This is a genomic window from Curtobacterium sp. PhB172 (assembly GCF_003752545.1).
In the GTDB taxonomy this organism is placed as follows: Bacteria; Actinomycetota; Actinomycetes; order Actinomycetales; family Microbacteriaceae; genus Curtobacterium.
This window is the reverse complement of record NZ_RKIF01000005.1, coordinates 583606-595594: the sequence shown is the minus strand read 5'-3', so window position 1 is coordinate 595594 and position 11989 is coordinate 583606. Positions and strand designations below refer to the sequence as shown.

The following is an 11989-nucleotide window of genomic DNA, read 5'->3' as shown; positions in this document are numbered from 1 at the left end:
CACCCTGTCGCTTTCGCGAACCCACCAGGTCGAACGAAGAACGCCCCGCCCGGAGACCGGGCGGGGCGTTCATGCGTGCGGTGCTACTTCTTGGCGCCCTGGGCAGCCACGGCGGCAGCGCCGGCGGCAGCGGCCTCGGGGTCGAGGTAGTACGCCGGCTTCGTCGGACGGAAGTCGTCGTCGAGCTCGTACACCAGTGGGATGCCCGTCGGGATGTTCAGGCCGGCGATGTCGTCGTCGGAGATGTCGTCGAGGTGCTTGACGAGCGCGCGGAGCGAGTTGCCGTGCGCGGTGACCAGCACGGTCTTGCCCTCGCCCAGGTCCTTCGTGATGTCCGACTCCCAGTAGGGCAGCAGCCGGTCGATCACGAGCTTGAGCGACTCGGTGCGCGGCAGCTGGTCGCCGAGGTCGGCGTAGCGGCGGTCACCGGCCTGCGACCACTCGGCGCCGTCGGCGATGGGGGGCGGCGGGACGTCGAACGAACGGCGCCACTCCATGAACTGCTGCTCGCCGTACTCGGCCAGCGTCTGGGCCTTGTCCTTGCCCTGCAGGTCGCCGTAGTGGCGTTCGTTGAGGCGCCAGTCCCGCTTGACCGGCAGCCAGGCGAGATCGGCCTGGAGCAGCGCGATGTCGGCCGTCTGGATCGCGCGGGTGAGGAGCGAGGTGTACAGGACGTCGGGGACGATGCCCGACTCGGCGATGAGGTCGCCGGCGCGCTTCGCCTCCTTCTCGCCCAGCTCGCTGAGCCGGACGTCGACCCAACCGGTGAACAGGTTCTTCTGGTTCCAGTCACTGTTTCCGTGACGGAGCAGGACGAGCGTGGAGGTCATGCTGCCGAGTCTACCGAGCGTCGGCAGGCCCGTACCCTTGACGTCATGCCCATCGGGAACGTGACGCGCGGAACGACCGGGTACAACCGGCTCCGCCGTGTCGACCGGTGGATCGCGTCGCTGCCGGCGCTCCGCAAGGCCGACGACCCGCTGGTCGCCGACGTCGGGTACGGGGCCTCGCCGACGACGACGCTCGAGCTGCGCGACCGTCTGGCCCTGGTGCGTCCGGACGTCGAGGTCACCGGCATCGAGATCGAACCGGCACGCGTGGCGTTCGCGAACGCGGGCACCCGCGACGGCGTGACGTTCCGGCTCGGCGGCTTCGAGACGCCCACGCCCGGGCACCGCCGACCGGCCGTGATCCGGGCGTTCAACGTGCTGCGGCAGTACGACGAGTCCGCCGTGGTGGGGTCGTGGCGGATCATGCAGGACCGGCTGCAGCCCGGCGGCGCGCTGGTCGAGGGGACGTGCAACGAGGTCGGGCGGGTGGCCTCGTGGGTGACGCTGGACGAGCACGCGCCGGTGTCGTTCACGGTGTCGCTGCGGCTCGCCGGACTCGACGTGCCGTCGATCGTCGCCGAACGGCTGCCGAAGGCGCTCATCCACCGGAACGTGCCGGGTGAGCGGGTGCACGCGTTCCTGCGCGACCTCGACCTGTCGTGGGCGGTCGCGGCGCCGCTCGGCACGTACGGGCCCCGGCAGCGGTGGATCGCCACGGTGCGGGGCCTGCGCGACCGCGGGTGGCCGGTGCTGCACGGGCCGACCCGGTGGCGGCTCGGCGAGCTCAGCGTGCCGTGGGCCGCGGTCGAGCCCGCCACCTGAAGGGGGCGAGTCTCGCGCTCAGCGACTGATCTCGCGCTCCGGGGCCCGAGAAGTGTCGCTCAGGCCGAGTCTCGCGCCAGCATCGACCCCGGACGGAGCCTACGAGCGCTTGACGGCTCCGAGCCGGGGCAGCCGCGGGACGTTCGCCGTGGCGCCGGCCTCCGGCGGGACGATGGTCTCCTGCGCCGCCGTCACCACGACGTCGTCGGCGGTGAGCGTCAGCGTCGCGGTGGGGTCGAGCGAGCGCTTGACCACGGCCAGTCCGATCGGGCCGAGCTCGTGGTGGACCGCCGAGGCCGACAGTCGCCCGACTTCCTTGTCGCCGAGCATCACGGGAGTCCCCGGGGCCGGCAGCACGGCGTCGGAGCCGTCGAGGTGCAGCTGCACGATCCGACGCGGCGGGTGCCCGAGGTTGTGCACCTTCGCGACGGTCTCCTGCCCGCGGTAGCAGCCCTTCGTCAGGTGCACGGCGGAGCGGAGCCAGTCGAGCTCGTGCGGGATGGTGCGCTCGTCGGCGTCGGACAGCGTCGGACGCCAGGCGGCGATCCGCAGCGCCTCGTACGCGAGCAGCCCCGCGACGGGTTCGTCCGACGCAGCGATCGCGGCCGAGGTGCCGGGCGTGACCACGGCGATGCAGAGGGTCCAGTCGGAGCCGGGGTGGGCCTCCTGGGCGGCGTAGCTCCACCCACCGGGTGTGACGGCCGCCCACGGGTCGACCCACTCGACGACGGGCGGGTCCGGCAGGACGGTCGACGCGAACGGGGCGGCCTCGCCGAACCAGCCGATGGTCGCGAAGTCGGCCGAACGGTCGGCGACCTCGACCCGGAGCATGAAGCGCATCGAGTCGAGCCAGGCGGCGAGCGGTGCGGCGTCCTGCGGCTCGGTGAGGAGCCACGCGATCGCACCGTCGTCGACCACGCGGGCGGCGTGCTCGACGCGGCCGGACTGGTCGAGCACGAGGGTCTCGGTGCTGACGCCGGTCGGCAGACCGGTCAGCTGCTGCGAGGTGATCGAGTTGAGCCAGGACAGGCGGTCCGGGCCGGAGACGGTGACGACACCGAGGCCGAGATCGACGACCGCGCGGCCACGGGCCAGCAGCCGCTGCTCACCCAGGGGGTTGCCGAAGTGAGCTGCGGGCGCGTCGGGCGCGTCAGATGCCGCGACGAACCCGTCGCGCACCGCGAACGCCGACATCAGTCGACCTTCGCGAGCTGCCCCGAGGCGTGCGAGGTGAGTTCGCGGCCGAGCGCGGCGATGTCCCACGCCCAGAACAACTTGCCCTCGACCAGGCCGTACAGGCGGGTCGCGGCGGAGTAGTCCTTCGCGTTCGGCGAGCGCATCACGGCGTCGGTGGCCAGGTCGATCCGACCCTTGAGGACGCGGCCGACGTAGAGCTCGTTGACGCCCGTCGGGTGCACGATCGCGGCTTCGACGTCGAAGCCGTCGGTGGTGTTGCGCAGCGCCTCGACGCTCTCGACGGTGGTGAACGGGGTCGGTCCCTCGCCCAGGAGCATCGCGGGGCCGCGGTCACCGGGTTCGGTCGGACGATCGATCCGCCAGTAGCCCATCTCGGCGGCGAGCGGGGTGTGGTCGTCGTCGAGCAGCCACGTGGTGGACGAGTAGTTGAGGTACGGAAGTCCGTCGTGGCTGAAGCTCACGCGCTGGCCGAACTCGTAGGTGCGGGGCGCCTCTTCGTCACCGACGGGGTACTCCACGACGCCGGTGCCCTCCCAGACGCCGACGAGCCACGACAACGGGACGAGTTCGGGCGCCAGGCCCTCGGGGAGCTCGATCAACGCTGACCCTTGAACAGCTTCACGACGACGACGACCGAGATGAACGCGATCGCGAGCGACGCCAGACCGAGGAGGCCCACGTAGAACAGCTCGAGCGCAAGCAGCGAATCCATGCCCCGGAGTCTACGCGGCTCGGCTCAACGCGCCAGGAGCACCACCGCGGTGACGAGCACCACGACGAAGGCACCGGACGAGGCGATGCTGATCCGTTCGACCAGTCCGTCCTTCGTCGCGGTGATGAGCTGGAGCACGAAGCTCACCATCACGCAGGCGACGAACACGAGCAGCAGCCAGGCGAAGGCGTCGCGCTCGGCGAGTGTCAGGACGAGCACCGCCCCGACGACGGCCAGGATCCAGACCGGCAGGACGGACGTCAGCTTGAGGCGCCGCTGGTCGGTGGGCTGCACTGGCTGGGTCACGCGTTCCATCATGACAGGGGTCACGCCCGGCGCGCAGGCACAGCGACTGCGCGCCCGGCGCGCGCTTGCGGGTTGCCGCGCAAACCGTCCGGCCGGATGAGGACTTCCCGAGCATCACTAGGATGTGTCCACGACGTCATCCACCTGCGGAGGTCCTGTGGCACAGCTCCTGGTACTCACCTCGACCGCGCCCGGCGACGTCCTGCCGAGCCTCGGTCTCCTGAGCCACAGGATCCGTCACGTGCCGGCCGAGGCCGCACAGCTGGTCAACGCGCCGCAGAGCGACCTGATGTTCGTGGACGCCCGCACCGACCTCGTCAGCGCGAAGGCCCTGTGCAAGATCCTCGCCTCGTCCGGCTCGACGACGCCCATCGTGCTCGTGGTGACCGAGGGCGGCCTGACCGCCGTCAACAGCGAGTGGAACGTCGACGACGTGGTGCTCGAGAGCGCGGGCCCCGCCGAGATCGACGCCCGCATCCGGCTGTCCGCGGGCCGTGCGGCCAAGGGGCAGTCCAGCTCGAAGATCCAGGCGTCGGGTGTCGTCATCGACGAAGCCAGCTACTCGGCGAAGGTCCGCGGCCGGCCGCTCGACCTGACGTTCAAGGAGTTCGAACTCCTGCGCTTCTTCGCCACGCACCCGTCCCGGGTCTTCACGCGCGAGCAGCTGCTCAGCGAGGTCTGGGGCTACGACTACTTCGGTGGCACCCGCACGGTCGACGTGCACGTCCGACGTCTCCGCGCCAAGCTCGGCGACCTCGAGTCGCTCATCGGCACGGTCCGCAACGTCGGGTACCGCTTCAACGTCTACGACGACGAGGCCGAGCGCCTGATGGGCCAGTAGTGCCGGACCTCGCACGGTTCGTCGTGCCCGGTGAAGCACCGCCGTTCTCGGACCAGACCCTGGTCGACGTCCGCGCGGGGCGCGCGACCGTCCTCGCCGTCGACGACGGGGTCGCCGTGGTCCGTGACGGCGAGCTGGAACTCGTGGTCGACCGGGAGGCCCGTGGTCGCGGCACCGGCACCTCCCTCGTCACGCAGGCGCTCGCCCTGGGCGGCGGGGCCGCTCCCGTGCTCGCCTGGGCACACGGGGACCACCCCGCAGCGCGGGCCCTGGCCGATCGGTTCGGCTGGCGCGCGGTTCGGACACTGCTGCAGCTCCGGGCGCCGATCGACGGCGCCGGGCCCTCTCCGGACGCGGCTCCTGCCGACGTGCCGGTCGGGTACAGCCTGTCCGCGTTCTGGCCCGGCACCGAGGACGAGGCCGACTGGCTCGCCCTGAACGCCGCGGCCTTCGCGCACCACCCCGAGCAGGGCCGCATGACGCTCGACGACCTGCACGCCCGCGAGTCGGACGCCTGGTTCTCCGGCGAGGACCTGCTGCTGCTCCGCGACGCCTCCGGGCAGCTGGCCGGCTCGTGCTGGCTCAAGGTCGAGGACGGCATCGGCGAGTTCTACGCCGTCGCCGTCCGGCCCGACCTGCAGGGGCAGCGGCTCGGCGGGGTGCTCATGCGCGCGGGGACGGCTCGGCTGACCGGGCGTGGGCTGACCGCCGCCGCACTGTACGTCGAGGGCGACAACGAACCCGCGCTGGCGCTGTACCGACGGTCCGGGTTCGAGCAGTACGCGATCGACGTGCAGTACGCCGCGCCGGAGCAGGCGGAGGCGCCGACCGGCCGGTAACATTGCGTGGTCGGCGAGGGGTCGGCCAGCGGGGGAATCGGGAAGTCGGGGACGCAGTGGCGCAGTACGGTCAGGGTGAGCCACTCGGTGCGTCGTACCGGTTGGTCGAGCTGCTCGGGACCGGTGCCACCGGCGAGGTCTGGCGGACCGAGCACACCGCGACCGGAGAACACTTCGCCGCGAAGCTGCTCCGTGCCGAGCTCGCCGCCGACCCGCAGATCGTCGAACGCTTCGTCCGCGAACGCTCGGTACTCCTCGCACTGCAGCACCCCTCGATCGTGCGCGTCCGCGACCTCGTGGTCGAGGGCGACCGGCTCGCGATCGTCATGGACCTGGTGCCCGGCGGGTCCGCGCGCGATCTGCTCGCATCGACCGGGCCGCTGACCCCGCGGGACGCCCTGACGATCACCGCCGAGACCCTCGACGCCCTCGCCGCAGCGCACGAGCGCGACGTGACCCACCGCGACGTCAAGCCCGACAACGTCCTGCTCCAGACCCCCTGGGTCCCCGGTGCGTCCGGCGACGTCCGGGTCACCGACTTCGGCATCGCGTCGGTGGTCGCCGAGCGGGAGCGCACCACCACCGGGCTCCTCGGCACGCCGCAGTACATGGCCCCCGAGTCGATCAGTCACGGCCGCGCCGGTCCCGCTGCGGACGTCTACGGCGCCGGCGTGATGCTCTACGAGCTGCTGTCCGGCCGCACGCCCTTCGCCGGGCCCGGCACGGACTTCGCCGTCGCGTACCGGCACGTCACCTCGAACCCACCGCCGCTCGACGTGCCCGATGCGCTGTGGTCCGCGGTGTCCGCCCTGCTGAAGAAGGACCCGAACAGCCGTCCGGCAGCAGCGGACGCCGCGGCGACCCTGCGCCGCCTCGCGCGCTCCCTCGCCTCGGCCCCTGCGATGCCCGCGACGAGCGACCCGGATGCGTTCGACGAGGTCGAACGGCCCGCCACCGTGGTCCGCGGGCTCCGCCCCGATGGCGACGCCGACCGGGGCGGCACCGGGGTTCCGGAAGACGCAGCGGTGGTGGCCGGGCCGGCTCCGGAACTCGGCCCCGCCGGGTCGCAGACGGTCATCCGGCCGATGGCCCGACAGCCGCTGCCCACCGCCCCCGCTGCCGAGTCGGCACCGCCGCGTCGGTTCGCTCGTCCCGAGTGGCTGACGGACCGTGCGCTCCTGTTCGGTGGCATCGGCGTCGTGCTCGTCGCCGCGCTCGTCGTCGGCGGGGTCGTCTGGCTGCCCGGTGCGCTGCGGAAGACGCCGGGTAGCGGCACGGCGACCGCCCAGGCCGCCAACGCGTACCAGCAGGACCGCCCACTGCCCACGGGCCTCGCGACCACCCGCCGTGCCACCATCGACCCGGCGAAGGGCACCGTCGACCTGCGCGTCACGTACGCGGCGCAGGCATCGGCCCTGACCGGTCCGTTCCTCGAAGTCGTGCCGGGCTCCCGCTCGGGGGCGTCCTGCCCCGCGGTCACCTGGAGCGGCGAAGGGATCACGGCGAAACGCAACCAACCCTCGCTGACCGGTGTCGACACCACGTGCGCCTGGAGTCTCTCCGGCGTCGAGGTCCCCGCCGGCGGTGACGTCACGGTCGAGGCCTCCGTGCCGCTCGCATCCGTCACGGACGGCGCGGCGCTGCAGACGTGGCTCGACGGCGTGGGCGAGGCGACCACCACTGCCCTGACCGACGACTCCGTGCGCGGGACCGCGTACCCGGTGCAGCGGTTGCAGGGCATCGAGGTCCGGACGCCCGACCGCACGGTCAGCCAGACAGCGCTGCCGGTCACGCTCGTGCCGGTGTGGCCGAGCGGCGCAGACGAACTCAACCCGCTCTACCGCAGTCCCGCCACCGGTCGTCCGTCACAGATGCTCGTCGACGTGGCGGGCGGGGAGTCCGGCGTGCGGTTCGCCGACGCCTGCTCGGGCGCGTTGGCCGTGTCGTCCGACGGGCTCGTCGTCACCGCGCTGTCCGTCGCCCCGTCGTGCACGGTCCGGGCGACGGTGGGGAACTTCACGAACCTCGAGAGCTCGCCCTTCGGGATCACGACGCGCGACTGAGCGCGCTCTGGTCGTGACTGCGGGTCGACCCTGCGGTCCGTGGCGGACGCGGCCACGGGCCTCCAGGCCGAAGGTCTCGGTGTCTCTCGGTCAGTTGCCGGCGGATGCGGTCTGCACGAGGCGGACGGCGCCGCCGGAGGACGCGTACCCGCGACCCACGGTCAGCGCCACCGGTGCGCGGCGCGGGAGCGTGACCCCGAGCAGCTCGCCGTCGTAGTCGACGTCCGGCTGCAGGAGTACGCCGCATCGCGACTTGCGGACCGCTCGGGTCCAGTGGCTGTAGAGCGACCGGAGGTCCGCGGAGCGGCCAGCCGCCACGACGCAGAGTCCGGGGCGCTCGGTCGTGAGCAGCGTCGCGATGGCCTGGTCGCCGTCCTCGAAGCGTTCGGCGTCGTCGATCAACAGCAGCACCGGTCCACGCTCGAGCCGCAGCCCGGCCAGCAGGGCCGGGACCTCGTCCGGGCCCACGGCGATCCGGTCGAACGAACCCGAGGCGAGCGGCGACCGGCGGTCGCAGATCGCCCAGACTGCCGGACGAACGCCCTCGGCTGTCCGCGCGAGCTCGGCGACGGCGAGGAGCACGCTCGACTTACCGGACCGGGCCGGGCCGGCGACGAGCACGTGTTCGCCGTCGTAGACCTCGACGCACGCCGGCTGCAGGTCGTCCTCCGCGATGCCGATCGGGATCCGCCAGGGCTCTCCCGCGAACACCGCTCCGGCGCCGAGCTCGTCCACGAGCACGGCATCGGGCAGCCGACCGACCGCGCTCGCCTTCCTGCTGCTGCCCGAGCGGATCTCCGCGATCCGTGCGACGGCCTGCGCGAGCGGGACGTCCGGTGTCGCGACGTGCGACTGCAGCCGCCTGGTCGAGTCGATGAAGCGGCCGGGCACCGGCGGCGGGACGTCCTTGGGGCGGACCCCGATGGACGCGTAGTCGTACGGGTCAGCGAGGCGGAACATCCACTTCTGCGTGGTGACCTCGTCCATGGCGGAGGGAACCGCCTTCGCGCGGGTCGTCGAGACCGCGAAGGAGATGCCGAGCGCGGGACCCTCGGCGTACACCCGGTAGAGCGCGTCGAGCAGCTGCTGCCCCTCGAAGTCCTGGTACTCGTCACGCAGGGCGGCGAGGCCGTCGATGAGCACCACGGCACGGCGCCCACCGGGTGCCGCACGACGACGCTCGAGCTCGACGCGGAGGTGCCGCAGGAACCGCGTCTGCAGCTCCCCCGCACCCGCACCGGAGCCGACGTAGGCCGTCGCGTGCGGCAGCTGCGCGAGTGGAGCGAGGTCCCCCGGGCCCATGTCGAGCACCAGGAGGTCGAGCTCATCGGGGCTCGACGACGCCGCGAGCTGCAGCGCGATCGTGGCGAGGGCGGTGCTCGTCCCGCTGCCCGGGATGCCCATGAGCATGAGGTTGCCCTCGTCGAGGTCCCAGCCGCTGGTGACCTGACGCTGGTGGTCCGGGTCGTCGGCGAGGGCGACGGGCACCGTCGCGGGGCGCGGGTCGGTGCCCGGGCCTGCGGCGGTTCCCGGGCCTGGGGCGGTGAGGGCCGCCAGTTCGACGCGCTCGCCGAGCGCCTCGGGCCAGATCGGACGCGGCGGGGCGTACCCGGCTGCCGCGTTGGCCTGCCCGATCGCTTCGATGAGCTGGTCGAGGTCGGTGACGTCCGACGCGGTCGGAGCCGGAGCCGGCATCGGAGCGGGGACGCCGAACACGTCGGTCGGCCGGACCGAGACCGGCTGCTCGGCACGCTCGTCACGGGCCCGGCCGGTGACGAGGGCGGTCTGCACCGGGGTGATGTCGTCCTGCCCGAGCTTCACGTAGGCGCGGCCGGTCTGCTGTCGACCGATCCCGGCTGCGGCGGGGACACCGATGACGTTCGTCGAGTCCTCACGGCTCTGCACCCGCAGGGCGACCCGCATGTTCGTGTTCGCGAGGATGTCCTCGCTCACCACACCAGCCGGCCGCTGGGTCGCCAGGATCATGTGGACGCCGAGCGTTCGGCCGACGGCCGCGATGCTGACGAGCGACGTCAGGACGTCCGGGAAGTCCTTCGCGAGCATCGCGAACTCGTCGACGACCAGCAGCAGCCGCGGCATCGGCTCGACCGGCTTCGTCGCCAGGTAGGCATCGAGGTTGTCGATGTCGGCTCCGGCTGCGGCGAACACCCGCTGGCGTCGTTCGAGTTCGGCTTCGAGTGCCCGGATCGCACGGTCGGCGAGCTGTTCGTCGAGGTTGCTGATCGTGCCGATGGTGTGCGGGAGGCGCTCACACGCTGCGAAGGCCGCACCACCCTTGAAGTCGACGAGCAGGAAGTTCAGGCGCGTCGGGTCGTTCCGCGCGGCGAGCCCGGCCACGAGGGACCGGAGGAACTCGCTCTTGCCGGAACCGGTGGTACCGCCGACCAGGCCGTGGGGGCCGTCGCGGACCAGGTCGATCTCGAGCACACCGCTCTCGGACGAGCCGATCGGGGTCGAGAAGCCGGTGCGGGCGTCCCACGCCGTGCGGATCCCTTCGCTCGACAACAGCTCGGGCAGGCGGACGAGCGACGGCAACGAGGCACCGGGCACCGTGAGCTCGGGGTCGTCGAAGTGGGCGACGCTCCGGGCACTGCGCTCGGCGGTCTCGACGCTGAGGCCGGCGAGCACGACGTCCTCGACACGGGTCCGGTCCTCTGGGCGGTAGACCGTGGCGGCGGCATCGGCACCGACCGTGATGATCGACGTGCAGGCGGCGGGGAGCTGCTGCTCGTTCGTCGCGATGACGATCCCGCTCACCCGGCGTGGTCGCTCCCCCGGGCGCAGGGACTGCCCGGGCACCGAGCGGCCCTGGCCGAGCAGGTTGCGGGCAGGGGCATCCCGACCCTCGGTGAGCACCTCGGAGTCGACCACGACGAGCAGGTTCGGCGTCGGCAGCTCGTCGAGCGACTCCCGCAGGCCGCGCAGCATCGCCGCGCTCTGGTCGCGTTGCGCCGACATCCAGCGGGCGCCGGTACTGCTCCCCGCCACACGCGCGTGCGGCAGCCAGGAGGCCCACCCCCAGTCCTCCGCGCGGCCCGCGTCGCAGAAGACGCCCACCGTCAGGTCCGCGGGACCGCAGTGCACGGTGGCCTGCGTGAGCAGGCTTCGCGCCAGGGCGAGGGCGCCCTGACGATCGCCGACGATCCCGACGACGCCGGCGTCGGACAGGTCGGCCACCACCGGCGCGGCCGTCAGACGGCTGTCGGCGATGGCGGCCTTCGCCTCGTCCTCGAGCTTCGCGGACGCCGCACGCTGGTCGACCTCGGGTCGCCAGGGAGCGTCTCCGGTGCCGGCGTGCAGGCTCAGGAAGTCCTCGTCGTCCGAGCGACGCTGCCACAGCAGTGTGGTCGGCACTTCGGCTCGCCGCACCACGGTCGCCGGGTCGGGCACGAGCTCCTGGCGGCGGGCAGCCTCGACGGCCGCGGCTTCGGAGATCTCACCGCGGAAGGACTCCACGGCCTCGGCGAAGCGGGTGTCCTCTTCTTTGAGGTTCTTCGCGCGGCGGTGCTTCTGCTCGAACCACATCCCGATCGCGGTGACCGGAGAGAGCAGGGCGAAGAGCGCGAACCGTGCGTCGCCGAGCAGGAGCACCATCGCCCCGGCGAGCACCAGGGGCGCAGCGACGGTGATCCAGCTGAACTTCGACGCCGGTGGCACGTCCTTGCGTCCGGGGGGCACGACCGTCTCGGCGTCGGAGGTCCGTCCGGCGCGCGGCGGTCGGTTGAACGGCGCCGTCGCCGCCGGGGTCAGGTTCGCCAGCGAGCCGGCCGCGGGCACGGGCACCTCGTCGAGCGCTGGCCGGACGAGCAGCACGGCCCCGCCCAGGATGACGCTCGTCGTCCCGGTGAGCAGGACGCCCTCGGCATCGATGCGTTCCCCGGCGATGACGGTGCCGTTCGTCGACCCGGCGTCACGCACCCGGACCCCGTCGTCCTCGCGCTCGATCGTGCAGTGCTCCCACGAAGCGCTCTCGGTGGGCAGCACGACGTCGGCCTGCGGAGCCCGGCCCACGACGAGCTTCCGGCTGCGCGGGACCGGTACGACGAGACCCGCGTCGAGTCCCCCGACGAGGGTGACGCTCCACCCGTCGATCGTCTGCGGCCGCTCCTGCGGTGCGCGGCCGATGCGGGAGCCCTCGAGCAGGACGAGGTCGCGCAGCGGGGTCGCCGCACTGGTGCGGTGACCGTCGACCGCGAGGGTCGTCTCGGCGTCGAGTTCGACGCCGATCGCCGCCGCGATGAGCTCCCCCAGCGAGGACGCGCCGGACCACCCGTCGACCTCGACCGCTTCACGTCGGTCGTCGAGCTCGATCAGCAGGCGCATGCTCGCGTTCCTCTTCCGGGTCGGTGCGTGGGTGG

At 72.5% G+C, this 11989-nt stretch carries 9 protein-coding genes; 4 read left to right on the top strand and 5 right to left on the bottom strand.

Translation table 11 applies throughout. The features are described 5' to 3' along the window. Positions 1–83 precede the first annotated feature (83 nt). Complete coding sequence (locus EDF42_RS03875; protein ID WP_123293294.1) at positions 84–830, bottom strand: phosphoglyceromutase; 747 nt, start codon at positions 828–830, stop codon at positions 84–86. Positions 831–875: 45 nt separating this feature from the next. Here EDF42_RS03875 and EDF42_RS03870 point away from each other — a divergent pair, with 45 nt between their 5' ends. Beyond that, the gene (locus EDF42_RS03870; RefSeq protein ID WP_123671502.1) at positions 876–1652 is read left to right on the top strand and encodes a class I SAM-dependent methyltransferase; all 777 of its coding nucleotides are present in this window, start codon (positions 876–878) and stop codon (positions 1650–1652) included. Positions 1653–1751: 99 nt separating this feature from the next. Here EDF42_RS03870 and EDF42_RS03865 read toward each other — a convergent pair whose 3' ends face one another. The 3 genes from EDF42_RS03865 to EDF42_RS03855 all read right to left on the bottom strand — a co-directional run bounded on the left by EDF42_RS03865 (position 1752) and on the right by EDF42_RS03855 (position 3867). Beyond that, positions 1752–2846, bottom strand: coding sequence for a folate-binding protein YgfZ (locus tag EDF42_RS03865; RefSeq protein ID WP_123671501.1), 1095 nt, complete (start codon positions 2844–2846; stop codon positions 1752–1754). Then, the gene (locus EDF42_RS03860; RefSeq protein ID WP_123293291.1) at positions 2846–3448 is read right to left on the bottom strand and encodes an FABP family protein; all 603 of its coding nucleotides are present in this window, start codon (positions 3446–3448) and stop codon (positions 2846–2848) included. Before EDF42_RS03860 ends, EDF42_RS03865 begins: the two co-directional genes overlap by 1 nt. A 137-nt stretch (positions 3449–3585) precedes the next feature. Further along, positions 3586–3867: a hypothetical protein gene (locus EDF42_RS03855; RefSeq protein WP_123936868.1), complete on the bottom strand. Its 282-nt coding sequence runs from the start codon at positions 3865–3867 to the stop codon at positions 3586–3588. A 157-nt stretch (positions 3868–4024) separates the two neighbouring features. Here EDF42_RS03855 and EDF42_RS03850 point away from each other — a divergent pair, with 157 nt between their 5' ends. From EDF42_RS03850 to EDF42_RS03840, 3 genes are read left to right on the top strand one after another with little or no spacing between them, the layout of a single operon-like run. Continuing rightward, a complete protein-coding gene (locus EDF42_RS03850; RefSeq protein WP_123293289.1) occupies positions 4025–4708 on the top strand; it encodes a winged helix-turn-helix domain-containing protein in 684 nt (227 codons plus the stop codon). Continuing rightward, complete coding sequence (gene mshD / locus EDF42_RS03845) at positions 4708–5547, top strand: mycothiol synthase (protein ID WP_123671500.1); 840 nt, start codon at positions 4708–4710, stop codon at positions 5545–5547. Before EDF42_RS03850 ends, mshD begins: the two co-directional genes overlap by 1 nt. 56 nt (positions 5548–5603) lie before the next feature. After that, positions 5604–7610: a serine/threonine-protein kinase gene (locus EDF42_RS03840; protein WP_123671499.1), complete on the top strand. Its 2007-nt coding sequence runs from the start codon at positions 5604–5606 to the stop codon at positions 7608–7610. A gap of 90 nt (positions 7611–7700) precedes the next feature. Here the strand turns inward: EDF42_RS03840 and EDF42_RS03835 are convergent, their stop codons facing one another. After that, positions 7701–11954: an FtsK/SpoIIIE domain-containing protein gene (locus EDF42_RS03835; protein ID WP_123671498.1), complete on the bottom strand. Its 4254-nt coding sequence runs from the start codon at positions 11952–11954 to the stop codon at positions 7701–7703. Positions 11955–11989: the final 35 nt, after the last annotated feature.